Source organism: Pseudomonas sp. NFPP28 (assembly GCF_900115535.1).
In the GTDB taxonomy this organism is placed as follows: Bacteria; Pseudomonadota; Gammaproteobacteria; order Pseudomonadales; family Pseudomonadaceae; genus Aquipseudomonas; species Aquipseudomonas extremorientalis.
This window is the reverse complement of sequence record NZ_FOWT01000005.1, coordinates 269,501-287,950: the sequence shown is the minus strand read 5'-3', so window position 1 is coordinate 287,950 and position 18,450 is coordinate 269,501. Positions and strand designations below refer to the sequence as shown.

17 protein-coding genes are annotated in these 18,450 nt (G+C 63.5%); 10 read left to right on the top strand and 7 right to left on the bottom strand.

What is annotated here, in order from left to right; translation table 11 throughout:
- Nucleotides 1-63 precede the first annotated feature (63 nt).
- Both BM110_RS15110 and BM110_RS15105 read right to left on the bottom strand, forming a co-directional pair.
- Nucleotides 64-660, bottom strand: a complete 597-nt coding sequence (locus BM110_RS15110) for a glutathione S-transferase (protein WP_093513732.1) — start codon at nucleotides 658-660, stop codon at nucleotides 64-66.
- Between the two features lie 102 nt (nucleotides 661-762).
- Nucleotides 763-1,761 (bottom strand): AraC family transcriptional regulator, encoded by a 999-nt coding sequence (locus BM110_RS15105; RefSeq protein ID WP_093128072.1) that lies wholly within the window; start codon nucleotides 1,759-1,761, stop codon nucleotides 763-765.
- 64 nt (nucleotides 1,762-1,825) lie between these two features.
- On the opposite strand from BM110_RS15105, the gene BM110_RS15100 reads away from it, so the two are divergent.
- Both BM110_RS15100 and yghU read left to right on the top strand, forming a co-directional pair.
- Nucleotides 1,826-3,049: an MFS transporter gene (locus tag BM110_RS15100; RefSeq protein WP_092245989.1), complete on the top strand. Its 1,224-nt coding sequence runs from the start codon at nucleotides 1,826-1,828 to the stop codon at nucleotides 3,047-3,049.
- Between the two features lie 102 nt (nucleotides 3,050-3,151).
- Nucleotides 3,152-3,985, top strand: a complete 834-nt coding sequence (yghU, locus tag BM110_RS15095; RefSeq protein ID WP_093513731.1) for a glutathione-dependent disulfide-bond oxidoreductase — start codon at nucleotides 3,152-3,154, stop codon at nucleotides 3,983-3,985.
- 52 nt (nucleotides 3,986-4,037) lie between these two features.
- On the opposite strand, the gene BM110_RS15090 is transcribed toward yghU, so the two are convergent.
- Genes BM110_RS15090 through BM110_RS15080 form a run of 3 tightly spaced genes read right to left on the bottom strand, consistent with a single transcriptional unit; the run spans nucleotide 4,038 to nucleotide 6,764 of the window.
- On the bottom strand, nucleotides 4,038-4,964 hold the full coding sequence (locus BM110_RS15090) for a sugar ABC transporter substrate-binding protein (RefSeq protein WP_093513730.1): 927 nt from the start codon (nucleotides 4,962-4,964) through the stop codon (nucleotides 4,038-4,040).
- A 19-nt stretch (nucleotides 4,965-4,983) separates the two neighbouring features.
- Nucleotides 4,984-5,763: a TIM barrel protein gene (locus tag BM110_RS15085; protein ID WP_093513729.1), complete on the bottom strand. Its 780-nt coding sequence runs from the start codon at nucleotides 5,761-5,763 to the stop codon at nucleotides 4,984-4,986.
- Nucleotides 5,760-6,764: a Gfo/Idh/MocA family oxidoreductase gene (locus BM110_RS15080; protein ID WP_093513728.1), complete on the bottom strand. Its 1,005-nt coding sequence runs from the start codon at nucleotides 6,762-6,764 to the stop codon at nucleotides 5,760-5,762. The genes BM110_RS15085 and BM110_RS15080 overlap by 4 nt, the downstream gene beginning before the upstream one ends.
- A gap of 185 nt (nucleotides 6,765-6,949) precedes the next feature.
- Here BM110_RS15080 and BM110_RS15075 point away from each other — a divergent pair, with 185 nt between their 5' ends.
- The gene (locus BM110_RS15075; protein WP_093513727.1) at nucleotides 6,950-8,911 is read left to right on the top strand and encodes a sigma-54 interaction domain-containing protein; all 1,962 of its coding nucleotides are present in this window, start codon (nucleotides 6,950-6,952) and stop codon (nucleotides 8,909-8,911) included.
- A 3-nt stretch (nucleotides 8,912-8,914) separates the two neighbouring features.
- Here BM110_RS15075 and rtcR read toward each other — a convergent pair whose 3' ends face one another.
- Nucleotides 8,915-10,495 (bottom strand): RNA repair transcriptional activator RtcR, encoded by a 1,581-nt coding sequence (rtcR, locus tag BM110_RS15070; RefSeq protein ID WP_093513726.1) that lies wholly within the window; start codon nucleotides 10,493-10,495, stop codon nucleotides 8,915-8,917.
- A gap of 214 nt (nucleotides 10,496-10,709) precedes the next feature.
- On the opposite strand from rtcR, the gene BM110_RS15065 reads away from it, so the two are divergent.
- From BM110_RS15065 to rtcA, 3 genes are read left to right on the top strand one after another with little or no spacing between them, the layout of a single operon-like run.
- A complete protein-coding gene (locus BM110_RS15065) occupies nucleotides 10,710-11,936 on the top strand; it encodes an RtcB family protein (protein ID WP_093128040.1) in 1,227 nt (408 codons plus the stop codon).
- Between the two features lie 13 nt (nucleotides 11,937-11,949).
- Entirely contained in the window at nucleotides 11,950-12,738 is a 789-nt protein-coding gene (locus BM110_RS15060) for a nucleotidyltransferase domain-containing protein (RefSeq protein WP_093128042.1), read from the top strand.
- Nucleotides 12,739-12,746: 8 nt separating this feature from the next.
- Entirely contained in the window at nucleotides 12,747-13,772 is a 1,026-nt protein-coding gene (gene rtcA, locus BM110_RS15055; protein WP_093128045.1) for an RNA 3'-terminal phosphate cyclase, read from the top strand.
- Here rtcA and BM110_RS15050 read toward each other — a convergent pair.
- Nucleotides 13,769-14,812 (bottom strand): LacI family DNA-binding transcriptional regulator, encoded by a 1,044-nt coding sequence (locus tag BM110_RS15050; RefSeq protein WP_093513725.1) that lies wholly within the window; start codon nucleotides 14,810-14,812, stop codon nucleotides 13,769-13,771. The genes rtcA and BM110_RS15050 overlap by 4 nt on opposite strands.
- Before the next feature lie 162 nt (nucleotides 14,813-14,974).
- On the opposite strand from BM110_RS15050, the gene BM110_RS15045 reads away from it, so the two are divergent.
- The 4 genes from BM110_RS15045 to BM110_RS15030 are packed head-to-tail and all read left to right on the top strand — an operon-like array spanning nucleotide 14,975 to nucleotide 18,441.
- Nucleotides 14,975-16,069: a fatty acid desaturase family protein gene (locus BM110_RS15045; protein WP_092245966.1), complete on the top strand. Its 1,095-nt coding sequence runs from the start codon at nucleotides 14,975-14,977 to the stop codon at nucleotides 16,067-16,069.
- Nucleotides 16,070-16,098: 29 nt separating this feature from the next.
- Nucleotides 16,099-16,419, top strand: a complete 321-nt coding sequence (locus tag BM110_RS15040) for a MocE family 2Fe-2S type ferredoxin (protein ID WP_058426960.1) — start codon at nucleotides 16,099-16,101, stop codon at nucleotides 16,417-16,419.
- A gap of 2 nt (nucleotides 16,420-16,421) precedes the next feature.
- Nucleotides 16,422-17,621: an NAD(P)/FAD-dependent oxidoreductase gene (locus BM110_RS15035; protein WP_093513724.1), complete on the top strand. Its 1,200-nt coding sequence runs from the start codon at nucleotides 16,422-16,424 to the stop codon at nucleotides 17,619-17,621.
- A gap of 1 nt (nucleotide 17,622) precedes the next feature.
- Nucleotides 17,623-18,441: a sugar phosphate isomerase/epimerase family protein gene (locus BM110_RS15030; protein WP_093513723.1), complete on the top strand. Its 819-nt coding sequence runs from the start codon at nucleotides 17,623-17,625 to the stop codon at nucleotides 18,439-18,441.
- Nucleotides 18,442-18,450: the final 9 nt, after the last annotated feature.

Sequence of the window (18,450 nt, the reverse complement as noted above, 5' to 3'; positions counted from 1 at the left end):
AAACATAGTCATCGGCAGCAATTCGAATAGTCACGCCGCCCCCCCACATTAGAACTGGCTTGCCTACTCGATTGGATAACGCTTGAAAGCCGAGTGCTGTTCCAGCCGCTCGGCGTGGCGTTTGAGGTTGGGGAACGCATCGGCCTTGACCACCGACGCCACGGTGAACTGGCTGAACGACCAGGCGACTGCCGCTGTCAGGGAAGCCTGGGTCACCTCCTGACTGTCAGGCAGTTGTTTTTCCAGCAGCGAGTACGCCGCCAGCAATTGCCCGCTGACGCGATCCAGCCAGGGCGCATGCAGCTTTTCGGCCGGGCGCAGGTTGTGTTCGTAAACGATCTGCACGCTTTTCTCGCAGGCCGCCAGGGCCAGGCCAAGGATATGCAGGTCATGGGCACGACCTGCGGGGGAGGGGGGCAGCAGCTTTTTATCGGCCGGGGCCAGGGTTTCCAGATAGTCGAGGATCAGGCTGGAATCCATCAGCACCGTGCCGTCATCCAGCACCAGGGTCGGCGCCTTGACCACCGGGTTGATCTGGGAAAACTCGGTGAACGTGCTGAACACCGACAGCGGTTCATGCACAAAATCGACGCCGTAAAGGTCCAGGGAAATGGCCACGCGGCGTACGTAGGGCGAGTCCAGCATGCCGATCAGTTTCATGAAGCCTCCGTTGCTCTCAAGGTGATGGCTCCAGAGAGTAAGGGCACAGGATCGGCGTGCGCAATGACTGAATGTTGCCTGCCAAGGTCAGGCTGCGGTCATTCAGGCAGGACGCCTGATGTTCTGCCGGCTGGCCCCCGGTGGCTGGCCGGTAATGCGCTTGAATGCACGGCTGAACGCCGCCTGGGAGGTGTAGCCCAGGCGCAGCGCCACTTCTTCGATGGGTAAACGTTCCAGGGTCAGCCACTGGCTGGCCAGGCGCATGCGCAGTTCCGTCATGTAGCGCAGTGGCGGGAGACCCAGGGTGGCCTGGAAGCGCTCGGCGAATACCGAGCGGGAGGTGTGACACTGCGCGGCCAGTTCGGCCACGCTCCAATCGCGCCCGGGTTGCTGGTGCAGCACGAGCAGGGCGCCCGCCAGGCGTGGGTCGCGCAACGCTGCGACCAAACCCGACGCATTGCCGCAGGCGCATTCCACCCAACCCCGCACAATCATGGCAGCCACCACATCGGCCAGACGCGTGAGGATGCCGGGGTAGCCGACGCGAGCCGCGGCGACTTCGCGCTCCATCACCGCCAGGATCGGCATCAGGCCGGGGTAACGCTGGCCCTGGGCATCGATCAGCATCAAGGCTGGCATCAGGCTGCCGAGCCCCTGGAGACTGCCGAGTTCGAACTCCATGCAGGCGCTGAACAGCAACGTGCTCGGCGGTGAGTCCGGTGATGCGTCCACGGCGCAGACGGTCTCGCCCAGTGGTGTCGTGTCAAAGCCGCCGATGGCCTGCACCGGCCTGTCCGCACTGGACAGCAGCGCATGGGCACCGCCGTGGGAGATGAACACGGCATTGCCCGCCGACAATTCGAACAGGCTGCCGTCATCGGTGCGCAGGGTGGCCGTTCCTGCGGCGAGGAGGTGGAAGTAGGCATGCCCCGGTCTGGCGTCAAAGCCCATGCCGAAGCTCGGTCCGGCCTGGATGCGTCGGTACTGCACGCCGCGCAGGCGCATGCCGCGCAGCAGTTCGTCGATAAGGTCGGAGGACAGGTTGAAGGGCGCCGCTGCAGCCATGTTCGGGGTTTCGGTCAAAAACTCAAGGGTTTGCATCATAGATCATCCGGGTTGGCAAACCTAGACTGGCCGTCGTGCTAATGACCGAGGATGTCGTGTGATGAATGATTGTGTAGCCCAAGCCGCTCACTCTGCCCAAGTTGAGCCCGATGCGCCCGCCTGGATGGCGGTGTTTTCCCTGGCCATGGGGGTATTCGGCTTGTTGACGGCGGAATACCTGCCGGCAAGCTTGTTGACGCCAATGGCGATGGACCTGGGAGTGTCCGAGGCGCTGGCCGGCCAAGCCGTGACGGTGACGGCAGTGGTGGCGTTGTTTGCCGGGCTGCTGGTGCCCGGCCTCACGCGTGGGATCGACCGACGCGTGGTGCTACTGGGTTTCTCCCTGCTGATGATTGCGTCCAACCTGTTGGTGGCGTTCTCTTCAAGCCTGACGGTATTACTGCTGATGCGTATCCTGCTGGGCGTTGCCCTGGGCGGTTTCTGGAGCATGGCCGCCGCCGTGGCGATGCGCCTGGTGCCAGCGGCGCTGCTGCCCCGCGCGCTGTCGATCATCTTCAGTGGTATTGCGGTGGGCACGGTGGTCGCTGTGCCGCTGGGCAGCTACCTCGGTGGTCTGTATGGCTGGCGCAGTGCGTTCGTTGCCGCCGCCGCCGTCGGTGCAGTGACGCTGGCGTTCCAACTGTTCACGCTGCCCCGCCTGGCGCCCTCGGGGACTGCACGCTTGCGCACGGTACTGGATGTGCTGCTGCGTCCAGGCATCGCCATCGGCATGTTGGGCTGCGTGTTGGTGCACACCGGGCACTTTGCGCTGTTCACCTATATCCGGCCGTTCCTGGAAAGCACCACGGGCGTGGGCACTGAAGGGCTGGCCTTGATGCTGCTGGGCTTCGGTGCGGCCAACTTCGTCGGCACGCTGTTGGCCGGTTGGATGCTGGTGCGTTATCCCCGCGGCACCTTGGTGCTGATGCCTGTGTTGGTGGGCGTCGCGGCGCTGGCGCTGGTGTTGCTGCCGGCCTCGCTGCCAGGCCAGGCGTTGCTGCTGGCGCTGTGGGGCATGGCGTTTGGCGGCGTGCCGGTGGCGTGGTCGAACTGGGTAGCCCGCAGCGTGCCGGATCAAGCTGAAAGTGCCGGCGGCATGGTGGTGGCGTCCGTGCAGTCGGCCATTGCGGCGGGCGCGGCCGGTGGGGGCGCGATGTTCAGTCTCAGTGGCATCAGCGGGGTGTTTCTCGGCGCCGGTGTGTTGATGCTGTTGGCCGCCTTGTTGATTGCCCTGCGGGTAACGGTGCCCGGCAATGACGCCGTGGGTGCACCGCTGCATCTTTGACGTCAGCCTGGAGATTGGCCGCATTCACGGTGTGACGAGCCATCGACCTTTGGTTTAGTCTGGAACGCTTCGTTGAACGCAAGCACATTTGGAGCAGTAAGCATGACCGATTACGTACCCCCGAAAGTGTGGACCTGGGACACCGAGAATGGCGGCACTTTCGCCAGCATCAACCGCCCTGTGGCCGGCGCGACCCATGAAAAGGAATTGCCGGTGGGCAAGCATCCACTGCAGTTGTACTCCCTGGCCACGCCCAACGGGCAGAAGGTCACGATCCTGCTGGAAGAGCTGTTGGCCCTGGGGCACAGCGGTGCGGAGTACGATGCCTGGCTGATCAAGATCGGTGACGGCGACCAGTTCGGCAGCGGCTTCGTGGGGGTGAACCCCAACTCCAAGATCCCGGCACTGCTGGACCGCAGCGGCGCCACGCCGATTCGGGTGTTCGAGTCGGGCGCGATCCTGCAATACCTGGCGGAGAAGTTCGGCGCGTTCTTGCCCACCGAACCCGCCGCCCGCGCCGAATGCCTGTCGTGGTTGTTCTGGCAGATGGGCAGCGCGCCCTACCTGGGCGGTGGTTTCGGCCACTTCTATGCGTATGCGCCTAGCAAGATGAAATATGCGATCAACCGCTTTGCCATGGAGACCAAGCGTCAGCTCGATGTGCTCGACCAGCGCCTGGCGGTGAGCGAATACATCGCGGGTGATGAGTACACCATCGCCGATATCGCCATCTGGCCCTGGTATGGCGGGTTGGTCAAAGGGCGTTTGTATGGCGCGGCGGAGTTCCTCTCGGTGCATGAGTACCAGCATGTGTTGCGCTGGGCGGACGCGATTGAAGCGCGGCCGGCGGTGCAGCGTGGGCGGCGGGTCAACCGGGTGTCCGGCGAGCCCCATGAGCAGTTGGCCGAACGCCATAGCGCTCGCGACTTGGACTAAAAATGTGGGAGGGAGCTTGCTCCCTGCCACACTTGGATCACCACACTCCAGTTTATTGGTAGCGCTGCTCGAACACCGCCACCTGCTCGGGCTTGATCAGTTCGAACGGCACCCACACCTGCGGCTCAATCGCCTCGCCGTTGATCATTCGCACCGCCGCCTGCAAGGCCTGGGTCGCCTGGGCCTTCGGGTCCTGGAACACCGACGCCGTCAGCAGGCCGCGTTTGATCGCCGCCAGCCCGTCGGGCAAGCCATCAATGCCCACAATTGCCACATCGCCCTTGGCTTTGCCCGCCTGCTGCAAGGCCATGGCCGCGCCAATCGCCATTTCATCGTTGTTGGCCACGATGGCATCGAACGGCGTGCCCGCCAGCAGCCAGTTGCTGGTCAGGTCCATGCCTTTACTGCGTTGCCATTCGGCGCTTTGCTGCTCGACCACCTTGATACCGGGAAACTCCTTGAGCACCTGTTTGGCGCCCTCGGTGCGGTCGTGGGTGGCGTTCTGTGCGAGGTCGCCCATGATGATCGCCACGTTGCCCTTGCCGCCGAGTTTTTCCGCCAGGTAGCGCATCTGCAACTGGCCGGCCTCGATGTCGTTGGAGGCCACGGTGACCACGCCCTTGGGCAGGGTGCGTTCGTCCGGGTGGCGGTTGACGTACACCAGCGGCGTCTTGGCGGAGACGGCGGCGCGGGTCATGTTGGCAGTGGCGGCGGTGTCCACCGGCAGCACGATCACCGCGTCGACCTTCTGGTTGAGAAAACCTTCGACCTGATTGAGCTGGCGCACCACATCGCCCTGGGCGTCTTCGAACTGGATCTGCACATCCTGCTGCTTGGCGGCCGCTTCCAGGCCGGTGCGCACGTACGTCATGAAGTTGTCGTCGACCCGGGCAATGCTCACGCCGATGCGATAAGCCGCGAAGGTCCATTGGCTGAACAGCAGCAACAAGGTGGCAGCAAACAACGAATAGCGATTCATAAGGGTGATCCTTTTATTGTTATAGGGTGAACGCCTGGCGGAAACGCTCCAGGGCCAGCTCGCTGTCGCCGCTGGCCCAGCCTTCCAGGCCGACCACCCCGCTGTAGCCTATGGCGTGCAAGGCTTTGGCAATGGCCGGGTAGTGGATTTCACCGGTGCCAGGCTCCTTGCGACCTGGTACATCGGCCACTTGGATTTCACCGATGGCGCTGCCGGCGCGCTGGATCAGTTCGATCAAATTTCCTTCGCCGATCTGCGCGTGGTACAGGTCCAGATTCATCTTCAGGTACGGGCTGCCCACGGCCTCGATCAGCGCCAGGGTATCGTCGGCGCGGGCGAATGGCGTACCGGGGTGGTCGACTTCGGTGTTGAGGTTTTCCAGCAGGAACACACGGCCGGCGTCTTCCCCCAGGCGGGCGATTTTTTCCAGGGTCTTGCAGGCGCTCAGCCACATGCGCCCGGTGGCCAGGCTCACCGGTTGAACGGGCAGGCCGCCTTCACCCAGGCCGGTGCCGTGCAGGTTGAGGCTGGGGCAATTCAGGTGTGCGGCTACCCCTAAGGATTCGCGGGCGCTGTCGAGTAACTGGCGGATGCCATCGGGGTCGGTGAGGGTGCCGCTGATGTAGCCGGTCATGGAGGTGAAATCGGCGCCGGTGGCGGCCAGGGCGGTGATGTCCTTGTCTGTCCAGTTCCAGATTTCGGCGCTGAACCCCAGTGCGTGAATGCGCTTTACACGCTCGACAAACGGCAGGTCGAGAAACACCATCTCGGCGCTGACCGCCAGCTTGAACGGGCTCATACCGCCACCGCCTTGCCGGTTTCGAACGACTCGATGCACGCACGGGCAATCGCCAGGGCCGCGCGCGCATCCTCGCCGCTGGCCATCGGCTTGGCACCGCTGCGCAGGCAGTCGACAAAGTGGTTGAGCTCGGCAATGTAGGCGTCGCGCAACAGGTCGGTGTCCAGGCGCTGGGTGTCGGCCTGGATGCCCTGGGCCAGATAGCGCACCAGGTCGCTGTCGTTGAGACTGCCCATGCTCAGCATACCGGCGCTGCCGAACACTTCGCCGCGCACATCGTAGCCGTACACGGCCTGGAAGTTGGCTTCGGCGGTGGCGATGGCGCCGTTGTCGAAGCGGATCGCGACCACTGCGGTGTCGAGGAAGCCTTTGCTTTTGAATTGCGGAGCGATCAGTGCGTCGGCCATCACATACACCTGCTTCGCCTCGGCACCGGGGTTGAGGTAGCGCAGGGTGTCGAAGTCGTGGATCAGGGTTTCGAGGAAGATCACCCATTGCGGCGAGTTGGCCGGGTTGTTCAGCGCCGGGTCGCGGGTCAGCGAGCGCAGCAACTGCGGCGTGCCGATGCGGCCGGCGGCGACGTCGAGGTGCGCGGTGCGAAAGCTCTTGGCGAAACGCCGGTTGAAGCCCACCTGCAACGGCACTCGCGCATCGGCGGCAGCGGCGATGGCGCGGTCGGCCTCATCGAGGGTGATGGCCATGGGTTTTTCGCAGAAGATGCCCTTGCCGGCGCGGGCGGCGCTGATCACCAGTTCGGCATGACTGCGGGCCGGGGCGGCGATGATCACGCCGTCGATAGCCGGGTCGTCGAGCAGCTGCTGAGGGTCGGTGTAGACCTTGCTCACCCCCAGTTCGGCGGCGAGGCGGGCGGCCTGGCCTGGCGTCGGGTCGGCAATCGCTGCCAGGCTGGCACCGGGGATGTGCCGTGCGGCGGTCAGGCCGTGGAAGCTGCCCATGCGACCGGCACCGATCAAACCCAGGCGGATGTTTTGTGTACTCATGCAATGACCCCTTGTTGTTATTGGCCTCAGGACAGTCCTGATGGGCAAGGGGGTGGGAGCAAGGCGTGTGCCAGTTTTTAACCTATTGATTAATAAGGGTTAATTAATATCTACAAACAATAAGTGTTCATTTTGATGACATGCCTATACTGACATGTCAAAAACATGAACATGGATATCACCCAATGAGCATGGCCTTCAGTGTGCAAGACCTCGACTACCTGACGACCCTGGGGCCTGCGGCGCTGAATGACGGCCCGGTGGCCGCGCTGGAGCAGGCCTGGCGCGATTGCCTGGCCGGCCAGGTCGACCGGCCGGCGTCCGTGCGCCAAGTGATCTGGGATTCGTGGCGGCGCAGCGTCGAGGCGGGCATCGATCCAGCCGACAACGCGTACCGCTTTGTCGCAGCCGACACGCTGACCGCCACCCTGACCACCCACCGCGTGCTGATCGCCGCTGCCGCGCAAGTCATGCACGGCTTGCTGGCCTACAACCCGCGCGGCCATATCAACCTCACCGATGCCGATGGCACCACCCTGTATTTCTGTGGCCTGGACATCACTCCGGTCGGCAGCCGCCTGCTGGAGTCGGTGCAAGGCACCAACTGCACCGGCCTGGCCCTGGCCGAAGACCGCCTGGTGTACGTGCTGGCCGAGGAAAACTTCGGCATCGGCCTGCGCCAGCGCCGCATGCACTGCGCCGCCGCGCCGATCAGGAATGCCCAGGGCCACACTGTGGCGATGCTGACCCTCACCGCCGAGCCTGGCTGGTTTCACTTCCATACCCTCGGTACGGTGCAGGCGGCCGCCGAGGCGGTGTCGCGGCAGATGGCGTTGCAGGTGTTGCTGGAGGAGCAGCAAGCGGTGCTCGAAGTCCTCAACGAAGGCCTGGTGGTACTGGACGAGCGCGGCTGCATCAAGGCGCTCAACCGGTATGCCCGGCAGTTGTTCGGCGTAGGGCTGGAGCTGATCGGGCGGCCGTTCCAGCAACTGGGCCGTAGCGAGTTGAGCGACGTCCTTGGCGAGCCCGTGCGCGACCTCGATTGCACCTTCCACTTGGCTGACCGGGGCCAACTCGCCTGCCTGGTGTCGGTGTGCCCGCTGGAGCAGGGCGGGGTGATCGTGTCACTGCGTGAAAACCGCCGCATCCGCGAAATCACCCGGCGCCTGATCGGCACCCAGGCCAGCTACACATTTGAAACCATCCAGGGCAGCTCCCGAGCCATCCAGGACGCCGTGCACCTGGGGCGTATCGCCAGTCGCAGCGACTCCACCACGCTGATCCTCGGCGAAAGTGGCACCGGCAAAGAGCTGTTCGCCCAGGCCATCCACAACGGCAGCGATCGCCACAAAGGCCCCTTCGTGGCGGTCAACTGCGGGGCGATCCCCCGTGACCTGGTGCAAAGCGAACTGTTCGGCCATGTCGAGGGCGCGTTCACCGGCGCCACCCGTGGCGGTTCGGCGGGCAAGTTCGAACTGGCGGATGGCGGCACCATCTTTCTGGATGAGATCGGCGACATGTCCTTCGATGCCCAGGTCAGCCTGTTGCGGGTGTTGCAGGAGGGTGAAATCACCCGGGTGGGCGCGAAGAACTCGCGACAAGTGGACGTGCGCATCATTGCCGCCACCCACCGCAACCTCAGCCAGGCCGTGGCGCAAGGCGCGTTTCGCGAAGACCTCTACTACCGCCTCAACGTCCTGAACCTCACCGTGCCGCCCCTGCGCATGCGCCGCGAAGACATTCCGCTGCTGGCGCGGCACTTCCTGGCCCGCTGTGCACGCTCGTTGCGCAAGTCGGTGCAGGGCTTTTCGCCGGAGGCGATGGCATTGCTGTCGGCCTATGGCTGGCCGGGCAATGTGCGGGAGTTGGAAAACAGTATTGAGCGGGCGACCAACCTGGCGATGGGCGAGCTGATTCAGCCTGCCGATCTGCCGATGGAAACCAGGCAGCACACCCCGCTGCGCGCCTATGAGCCGCAACCCGCCCAGGACCTGAGCAGCCACGAAATGCACGCCATCGTCGCCGCACTCCAGAACACCGGCGGCAACATCCGCCTGGCAGCCCGGCAACTGAACGTGTCGCGGGGCGGGCTGTACAACAAAATGAGCCGGTTCGGGCTGAGTGCCAGCGATTTTCGCCGCGGATAAGGCCTAAGGTTTCAACTGCTTCCAATCAATGGCAAAGCGCGCCAGGTACTTTCGCAGGCGGTCAGCATCATTGGGTTGCGCCTTGGCCTGGCGCGAAACCCCGAACAGTCGTCGGCCGGCGTCGGAAAGGCTGTCGGATTGCAGGCACACGTCGATCACCGCCTTGAGTTGCAGCTGGTCGAACAGGTCCAGATCAGGCGGCAGCAGTGCATGGGTTTCGGTCAGCCCCCAGGCGCAGCGCAGGCGCTGGATCTCCTCTCCGGCCAGGACTTCATCAATACGCCCGCTGTCGGCCAGGGTGGCCATGCGCGTGATGGAGGCTGATAGCTCGCGAAAATTACCTGGCCACGCCGCTTCGCTGGAGCAGGCGAACGCCAGGTAGTGGCGGCGCGCTTCCAGGTTGAAACGCACGCGGCGGCCTTGCTCGCGGGCATGGCGCTCCAGTTCGAAGTCGATATTGGGCTCGATATCTTCGCGCCTTCCCGCCAGGCCTGGCAGGTCAAAGGTCCACAGGTTGATGCGCGCATACAGGTCTTCGCGAAACAGCCCTTCAGCCACGCGCCCGCGCAGGTCGCGGTGGGTGCCGGCGATGATCAGGAAGTCGCTGGCCACCTCACGGTCGGCGCCCATGGGATAGAAGCGTTTTTCTTCGATAGCCTTGAGTAGCATCGCCTGCTCATCCAGGCCCAGCTCGCCGATTTCATCTAGGAACAACATGCCGCCGTGCGCTGCGCGCAGCAGGCCGTCGCGGGAGTTCTGCGCGCCGGTGAAGGCGCCCTTGGTATGTCCGAACAGTGCCGACATCGCGCTATCGCCGCGCAGGGTGGCGCAGTTGACTTCCACGAAGCGGCCCTGGACCTGGTGGCGGCTGCGCTTGAGTTCGTAAATACGCCGGGCGAGAAAGGATTTGCCTGCGCCAGTGGGGCCGATCAGCAGCATGGGCGCGGTGGAGCGCACGGCCACGCGCTCGATCTGTTCGATGGAAGCATTGAACGCACTGCTGCGCGTGGCGATCCCGGACTTGAGGAAGTCTAGGCCTTCCAGGCGTTGGTGGGCGAAGCGCGAGGCGATGCGGTCGTAGCGCGACAGGTCGAGATCGATCAGGGTGTGGGTGCCGGTGGCGGGAGCGGTGTCGTCCCGGCGGCGACTGGGGGCTGTCTGGATCAGGCGCGCCGGCAGGTTGCGTGCCTCGGTGAGCAGGAACCAGCAAATCTGTGCCACGTGGGTACCGGTGGTGATGTGGACCAGGTAGTCCTCGTGGTCGGTGTCGAAGGTGTAGGCGGCGGTAAAATCGTGCAGCGCGCCGTAGACCTCTTCGAAATCCCAGGGGTTGTGCAGTGGCATGGGGTGCAGGCGCACCTCGGTATTCGGCGAGATCTGCTGGATGTCGGCACGTACCCGCTCGGCGAGGCTGACGTCACGGGCGTCGACATCGTGGATCAGCTCCAGGCGATCGACCTGCAAGTTTTCCTGCTGGCACAGACCGACGCTGGGGCGCCAGTGATTCCAGCGGTTGGCGCCCTTGCCGACGCGATCCAGCTTGGATCCGATAAATCCGATGGCGACCGTGCGCTTGTGTTTCATGACTAGACCAAAAGATAAATGACGATATGGAAGGATATGAATTTGGCTGCGGAGTTGTCATCGTTTTTCAAAATCGAAAGCTGCAGTTATTTAAATTATCTATATAAAACAATTGCTTATAAATTATTTTAGAGGTGGGGAAAAACGTGGCACGCCCGCTGCAGTCCCTCAGCCAACGCCGCAGTGTCGGCCTGCACATTAAAGAATCGAGATCATGCAAGAGACCACCTACCAACTGCTGGAAGTCGCCAACGGCAAGCCGATCAAACTCTGGACCCAGGGTGTGCCTGTGGAGCCTGAAGCGCGCGCGCAACTGATGAACACCGCCCAGATGCCGTTCATTTTCAAGCACCTCGCGGTGATGCCCGATGTGCACCTGGGCAAGGGCTCGACCATCGGTAGCGTGATCCCCACCGTGGGCGCGATCATCCCGGCGGCGGTGGGCGTGGATATCGGCTGCGGCATGATCGCTGCGCGTACCACGTTGATGGCCGGCGACTTGCCCGACAACCTCCACGGCCTGCGTTGCGCCATCGAGGCCGCAGTGCCGCATGGTCGGACCCATAGCCGTAAAGGTCGCGACAAAGGTGCGTGGGAAAATGTACCGACCCAGGCCGATCATGTGTGGTCGGCGCTGCACCCGCGCTTCAAGGCGATCACCGACAAGTACCCGCAACTGGAGCGCAGCAACAACCGCCACCACTTGGGCACCTTGGGCACCGGTAACCATTTCGTCGAGGTGTGCCTGGATGAAGCCAACCGTGTGTGGTTCATGTTGCACAGCGGCTCCCGTGGAGTGGGTAACGCCATCGGCAACTTGTTTATCCAACTGGCCCAGGCGGATATGCGTCAACACCTGGCCAACTTGCCGGACCGCGATCTGGCGTACTTCGAAGAGGGCAGCCAGCACTTCGATGACTACGTGGAAGCCGTAGGCTGGGCCCAGGATTTTGCCCGGCAGAACCGTGAGTTGATGATGCGTGCGGTGGTCCAGTCCACGCGCCAGGTGATCAGCAAACCGTTTGAAGTGGCGCTGGAGGCCGTGAACTGTCATCACAACTACGTGCAGAAAGAGCGGCACTTCGGCGAAGAAATCCTGGTCACGCGCAAAGGTGCGGTGTCGGCGAAGAAAGGTGAACTGGGGATTATCCCGGGCTCCATGGGCGCCAAAAGCTTCATTGTGCGTGGGCTGGGTAACGAAGAGTCGTTCTGCTCCTGCAGCCACGGCGCCGGGCGCACCATGAGTCGCACCAAGGCGAAGAACACCTTCACCGTGGCCGACCAGATCCGCGCCACCGCCCATGTCGAGTGCCGCAAGGATGCCGATGTGATCGACGAAATTCCGATGGCCTACAAGGACATCGACCAGGTTATGCACGCTCAGCGCGAGCTGGTGGAAGTGCTGCACACCTTGCGCCAGGTAGTGTGCGTCAAAGGCTGAGAGGGGAAGCAAGATGCAAAAGGATGAACGCCACCCATTGAGCGACGCCATGCGCGCGCGGGTGCTACAGGAGCTTGACCGCATAGAGCGCGAACGCAATGTCACGGTGTTGTATGCCTGTGAGTCCGGCAGCCGGGCCTGGGGGTTTGCGTCCACCGACAGCGACTATGACGTGCGCTTTGTCTACGTGGAAAAACCCGACTGGTTCATGCAGGTAGATGCGCCGCGCGATGTGATCGAGCGTCCGTTGGATGACGAATTGGATGTCAGTGGCTGGGAGTTGCGCAAGACCCTGGGCCTGCTGCGCAAATCCAATCCCACGTTGCTGGAATGGTTGGACTCGCCGCTGGTGTATCGCCAGCACGTCGAGGCCACACAACCGTTGCGCGCCTTGGCAGAGACGTTCTACAGCCCGTCGGCGGCGCGCAGTCATTATCTGTCAATGGCCAAGAAAAACTTCCGTGGTTACCTGCAAGGCGACACGGTGCGGTTCAAGAAGTACTTCTACGTGCTGCGGCCATTACTCGCGGTGCGTTGGATCGACCTCGGGCTGGGCCGGCCGCCGATGACGTTCGCCGATTTGTTGAGCACCGTGGATGACGCGCAACTGCTCGATGAAGTGGCAACCCTGCTGGCGTTGAAACGCAATGCCGGGGAAGCGGCCTACGGGCCTCGGCGTCCGGCGCTGCACGCGTACATACAAGCTGAATTAGAACGCAGCGTGCCTGGATTGCCACGAACTCATGCGGATTCACAACAACTGGACCAGTACCTGCGGGACACGGTCAAACGCTTTGCTTAAGGATGACGATGAAACAGGACGTGATTGAACTCGACGGCGCCATCGGCGGTGGCCAGGTACTGCGCAGTGGCCTGAGCTTGTCGATGGTGACCGGACTGACCCTGCGGATTAAAAATATTCGCGCCAAGCGCAGCCGGCCAGGGTTGATGCGTCAACACCTGACCGCTGTGCTGGCGGCGGCGCGAGTCTGTGGGGCCCAGGTACACGGTGCGCAATTGGGCTCGCAATCCCTGGTGTTCGAGCCGGGGCCGATTCAAGGCGGCGAATACCGCTTCAGCATCGGCACCGCCGGCAGTTGCACCCTGGTGTTGCAGACCCTGTTGCCGGCCTTGCTGCGCGCGCCCACGGCCAGTCGCGTGACGATCTGCGGCGGCACCCACAATCCGCTGGCGCCGCCGGTGGACTTTTTGCAGCGGGCCTGGCTTCCGCTGTTACGGCGCATGGGCGCGGTTATCGAATTGAGCTTGAACCGGTATGGGTTTGTGCCTGCCGGTGGTGGTGAGTTGGAGGCGTTTATTCAGCCGGCGCAACTGGCACCGTTGCAGTTGATGCAGCGCGGAAAACTGCTCGAAGCCCGGGCGATAACGCTTAACGCCGGGTTGCCTGCGCAGGTCAGCGAACGCGAGTTCAAGCGCGTGCGCCAGCGCTTGTCGTTCGATGACTCCCAGTTGTGCCCGATTGAGATCGACCCGGAACGAGGTCCGGGCAACATGCTGATGTTGGAGTATGTCCATGAGCACGTCACCGAAGTGTTCAGCGCTTTTGGCCAGGTCAACGTGCGCGCCGAGACGGTGGCTGACCAGGCGATCGAGCAGGTCATGGAATGGAAGGGCACCGACACGGCTGTGGGCGAACATCTGGCCGATCAATTGTTGTTGCCGATGGCATTGGCCGGCGGTGGTCGTTTCACCACACCGCATATGAGCGACCATCTGCACAGCAACATGCAGGTGATCCAACACTTCCTGCCCGTGCTGATTGAGAGTCACGTGCGGGAGGAGGGCGGTTTGATCATCCAGTGCCGTGCCCGCTAGAGGTTCTCCGACGTCACAATCTGCGGCGGTATATACACCCGCTGCCGCACCGGATCGAACCCTTCGGCAGTCTGCAACTCCACCATCAACTGCACCAACGCCGTCGCCGTCTGCCCCGGCTGCGAGTCCATCACCACATCGATCAAACCCTGGCGCAGCGCCTGGCGCGACAGCTCGGTGGACTCCTGCAGGATGCAGCACAACGCCGGCCGCCTGGGCAACTGCGCCAGGGCGCTGATGATGCCGTCGCCGCCGCCACCCACCACGCATAGACCGCGCAGATCGCTGTGGCGGCTGATCAGGTCGAGGGTGGCTTCTTCGGTAATGTCGCAGTTGTCGAGGTTGATCAACGGCTCCAGCGGCTTGAGCCCCGGCGCGTGCTCGGCCAGGTAGCTGTGCAGGCCTTCGACCCGTGCCTGGTGGCCGAGGAAACGATGGCCGCCGAGCAGGATGCCCACGCTGCCTTTGCGCGCGCCGCAGGTGCGGGCGAGCAGCCAGCCCATGGTGCGGCCGACCACATGATTGTCCTGGCCTACGTAGGGTTCCTCCGCCTGTTCGTGGATATCCGAGAGCAGGGCGACCACGGGCACGCCGGCTGCGCGGATTTGCGCCAGGCAGGCGTTGATCGACGGATGGGCAAAGCTGACCACCGCCAGGCCATCGCACTGCACGGCCAACTGTTCGATCTGCGCGACGATGGCGTTGGGCGAGCGGTCCACGATGTACTCGAACTGGCACGTCAGGTTGGCGTTGGCATGCTGCTCCGCGGCGGTGCTGATGGCCTGCGCCAGGCTGGCATAGAACGCCTGGGCGGTGGCCAGCAACAGGATGCCGAAGCGATAGGTCGGCCGACGCTCGCGAATGCGCTGGCCGATCAGCCGCGCCGCAAAATACCCCACGGCTTCGGCCGCCTGAAATACCTGCTCGGCAGTCTCGGGATTGACCGGTGCCCGCGCATTCAATACGCGGTCGACCGTGGCCACACTCAGCCCGGCATGGGCGGCCACGCTGGCGATGGTTGGGCGTTTGTTGTTGTTCATGACTGGCCCCTTGTGCGTCTTGATAGAAAACTATCAAGCCCCGCTGGGCCTGGATGATAGCTTGATAGGGAATGGATTCAAGGCCTTGAGGGTGAATAACCCGTTCTCTAAGGTGGGTTTCACACAGCACCAGAAACCACCCGCTTGTGGAGAACAATAACAATGCCTGAACACACCGCTCCTATCGGCCGCCGCGACTACAGCCTCACCGGCCCCGAAGCCGCCCGCGCCGCTGAAAAAGGCCTGGTCTCGGCCAGTTGGTACCAATCGCCGATCTCGCGTAAACGCATGAAAGAACTGATGCAACGCCGTGACGGCCCGGCACTGCTCGACACCGCGATCTGGGTGATCGCACTGTTTGCCAGCGGTTTTGGCGGCTACTGGTTCTGGGGCACCTGGGCCTGCGTGCCGTTCTTCCTGGTCTATGGCGTGCTGTATGGCACTGCTTCCAACCCGCGCTGGCACGAAACCGGCCACGGCACCGCCTTCAAGACCCGCTGGATGAACGATGTGCTGTATCAGGTCGCCAGCTTCATGTGCATCTTCGAACCCCACGTGTGGCGCTGGAGCCATGCCCGGCACCATACCGACACCATCGTGGTCGGCCGTGACCCGGAGATCGTCGAACCGCGTCCGCCGAGCTTCTGGATGATGTGCCTGAGCCTGTTCAACCTGCCCCTGGCCTGGAAAACCTTCAGCGGCGTGGCGCGCCATGCCATGGGCAAGATGAGTGCCCAGGAAGCGGACTTCATCCCCGAATCCGAATGGCCCAAGGTGTTCCGTGCCGCGCGTATCTGGGTCGGCATTTATGCCGTGGTGATCGGCACCGCGTTGTACCTGCATAGCTGGTTGCCGCTGATGCTGGTGGGCCTGCCGAGTATTTATGGCGCGTGGCTCGGCTATCTGTTTGGCCTCACGCAGCATGTCGGCCTGGCCGAAGATGTACTCGACCACCGCAGCAACTGCCGCACCATTTACATGAACCGCGTGCTGCGCTTTATCTACATGGACATGAACTACCACCTCGAACACCACATGTACCCGATGGTGCCGTACCACGCCCTCGCGCAACTGCACGACGAAATCCGCAGCGACTGCCCGCCGCCGTACGCCAACCTGTTCGAGGCATTCAAGGAGATCCTGCCGACCATCTGGAAGCAGCGCAGCGATCCCACCTATTTCGTCCAGCGCCCGATTCACCCGAATACGCCTCCGGCTGCCCATGCGCCGGTGCATGCAGAAACCGCTGCCGGTTGAACCCCACCCAAGAACAAGAGAAAAACGCCATGAACGATCAATGGATCGACGTCTGCGCCGTGGGCGAAATAGACGAAGAAGACGTGCTGCGCTTCGACCATGGGCCGCACACCTATGCGGTGTATCGCTCGGCCGAGAATGAATTCTTCGCCACCGCCGGGCTGTGCACCCACGAGAAAATCCACCTGGCCGATGGCCTGGTGATGGACCACGTGATCGAGTGCCCCAAGCACAACGGGCGCTTCGATTACCGCACCGGCAAGGCCCTCGGCGCGCCGGTGTGCGTCAACCTCAAGACCTACCCGGTGCGGGTCGAAGCGGGGCGGGTGTTGCTCGCTGTCACGGCCTGATCATGCACGATCCCTTGATCATCGTCGGCGCCGGTCATGCCGGCGGCCGTGCGGCGCTGACCTTGCGTGAAGAAGGCTACACCGGGCGGCTGATCCTGATTGGCGATGAGCCGCACTTGCCCTACGAGCGGCCGCCGCTGTCCAAAGGCGTGTTGCAGGGCACGGCGGACCTGGCCGGCTGCAGCCTGTGCGACAGCGCGCGACTGGCCGAGCTGGGTATCGAGCACATCGCCGCTAACCCGGTGACGCAGTTGCAGCCGCAACAGCATCGCCTGCAACTGGCCGATGGCCAATGGCTGCGGTACGCCGGCCTGCTGCTGGCCATCGGGGGGCGGGCGCGCCGGTTGCCTCAGGAGCAGGCCAACGTGCTCTACCTGCGTACCCACGATGAAGCGCTGGCCCTGCGCGATGCGCTGAAGCCCGGCACGCGGTTGGTGGTGGTCGGTGGCGGCTTTATTGGCCTGGAAGTGGCGGCCACGGCACGTGGCCTTGGCTGTGAGGTCACCCTGCTCGAAGCCGGGCCGCGATTGGCGGGCCGGGTGTTGCCGGCCGTTATCTCTGAGGCGCTGTTGGCCCTGCATCGCCAGCACGGGGTCGACGTTCGCCTGAATGTGGCCTTGGAATCGAGCCAGGCCGACGCCGTGCTGCTGGTGGACGGGCAACGCTTGCCCTGCGACCTGGTGGTGGTCGGCATCGGCATGCAACCCAATATCGAATTGGCCGCCGCAGCGGGGTTGGACGTGGGCCAGGGCATACGCGTGGATACGCACCTGCGTACCAGTGCGCCGGATATTTTTGCGGCCGGTGACGTGTGTGAGTTTCGCCTGGATGGCCTCTATCAGCGCCAGGAAACCTGGCGCAACGCCGAGGTCCAGGGCCGGCATGCGGCATTGAACCTGCTGGGCCGCGATGTGCCGTTCGAGGCGCTCCCCGGGTTCTGGTCCGACCAGTACGACTGGGGCTTGCTGACCGTCGGCGTGCTCACGCCCTCGACGGTCAGCCGGCCTTTGCCGGGCGGCGGCATGTTGCTGTTCCATCTCGATGCCGATCACCAGTTGCAAGGCGCGTGCGGATGGGCGCCAGGCAACAGCGTGGCCAAGGACATCAAACTCTGCGAGCGCCTGATCAGCGCGCGACGCTCACTCGATCCCGCCAGCCTGGCCAACCCCGAGCTGTCCCTCAAACACCTGCTGCGAGGCTGATATGCGCCAATTCCTGGTGTTCCAATCCCTGTGGGCCATGCAGACCGAACCCGGCCCACTCGAGGCTCAACTCGAGCGCATCAAGGCCGCCGGGTTCGACGGCATTACCGATCATTACTTCAAGCCCGCCGATGTCGCCCGCCTGCACGCCGCCGCCACGGCGCAAGGCTTGCAGATCGAAGGCCAGTTATTCCCGCAGTCGGTGGGTGACCTGGCCGCCGCGCTGGAGGTGATCAGTGGCTACGGCTGCCACCACCTCACCCTGCAAGCCGACGTGCGCCCACGCACTCAAAGCGAAGCGGCGCGATTGGTCGAAGGCTGGCAGCGCTTGGCCGAACAGGTGGAATTTCCGGTGCTGCTGGAAACCCACCGTTATCGCCTCACCAATGATCTGCTGTTCACCCTCGATCTGCTGGCACAGATGCCCGACTTGAAGCTGCTGGCCGACCTGTCCCACTACGTGGTCGGGCGCGAACTGCCGGAGCCGGGCGCCGCCGAGGACGATGCGCAGATACGCAGCATCCTGCGCCACAGCTGGGGTTTCCACGGTCGGGTAGCCAGCAGCGAGCAGGTGCAAGTCTCGTTGGCGTTTCCCCAGCACCAAGCCTGGGTCCGACGCTTTACCGAGTGGTGGCGCTACGGGATCGAAGACTGGCTGGCGCGCCCGCAGACGCCGCAGAGCCTGTCCTTTACCTGCGAACTCGGCCCGCCGCCTTATGCGATCACCGGCGCGGACGGGTGCGAAATCAGCGATCGCTGGTCCGAAGCGCTGAAGATGCAGGTGCTGATTCGTGAGGTGTGGCGCAGTTGTCAGAAATGATCTGCTAAT

Bases quoted from the DNA above. Each gene is read 5' to 3' on its own strand.
- BM110_RS15110 (WP_093513732.1), bottom strand. From the start codon at position 660: ATGAAACTGATCGGCATGCTGGACTCGCCCTACGTACGCCGCGTGGCC.
- BM110_RS15105 (WP_093128072.1), bottom strand. From the start codon at position 1,761: ATGCAAACCCTTGAGTTTTTGACCGAAACCCCGAACATGGCTGCAGCG.
- BM110_RS15100 (WP_092245989.1), top strand. From the start codon at position 1,826: ATGAATGATTGTGTAGCCCAAGCCGCTCACTCTGCCCAAGTTGAGCCC.
- yghU (WP_093513731.1), top strand. From the start codon at position 3,152: ATGACCGATTACGTACCCCCGAAAGTGTGGACCTGGGACACCGAGAAT.
- BM110_RS15090 (WP_093513730.1), bottom strand. From the start codon at position 4,964: ATGAATCGCTATTCGTTGTTTGCTGCCACCTTGTTGCTGCTGTTCAGC.
- BM110_RS15085 (WP_093513729.1), bottom strand. From the start codon at position 5,763: ATGAGCCCGTTCAAGCTGGCGGTCAGCGCCGAGATGGTGTTTCTCGAC.
- BM110_RS15080 (WP_093513728.1), bottom strand. From the start codon at position 6,764: ATGAGTACACAAAACATCCGCCTGGGTTTGATCGGTGCCGGTCGCATG.
- BM110_RS15075 (WP_093513727.1), top strand. From the start codon at position 6,950: ATGAGCATGGCCTTCAGTGTGCAAGACCTCGACTACCTGACGACCCTG.
- rtcR (WP_093513726.1), bottom strand. From the start codon at position 10,495: ATGAAACACAAGCGCACGGTCGCCATCGGATTTATCGGATCCAAGCTG.
- BM110_RS15065 (WP_093128040.1), top strand. From the start codon at position 10,710: ATGCAAGAGACCACCTACCAACTGCTGGAAGTCGCCAACGGCAAGCCG.
- BM110_RS15060 (WP_093128042.1), top strand. From the start codon at position 11,950: ATGCAAAAGGATGAACGCCACCCATTGAGCGACGCCATGCGCGCGCGG.
- rtcA (WP_093128045.1), top strand. From the start codon at position 12,747: ATGAAACAGGACGTGATTGAACTCGACGGCGCCATCGGCGGTGGCCAG.
- BM110_RS15050 (WP_093513725.1), bottom strand. From the start codon at position 14,812: ATGAACAACAACAAACGCCCAACCATCGCCAGCGTGGCCGCCCATGCC.
- BM110_RS15045 (WP_092245966.1), top strand. From the start codon at position 14,975: ATGCCTGAACACACCGCTCCTATCGGCCGCCGCGACTACAGCCTCACC.
- BM110_RS15040 (WP_058426960.1), top strand. From the start codon at position 16,099: ATGAACGATCAATGGATCGACGTCTGCGCCGTGGGCGAAATAGACGAA.
- BM110_RS15035 (WP_093513724.1), top strand. From the start codon at position 16,422: ATGCACGATCCCTTGATCATCGTCGGCGCCGGTCATGCCGGCGGCCGT.
- BM110_RS15030 (WP_093513723.1), top strand. From the start codon at position 17,623: ATGCGCCAATTCCTGGTGTTCCAATCCCTGTGGGCCATGCAGACCGAA.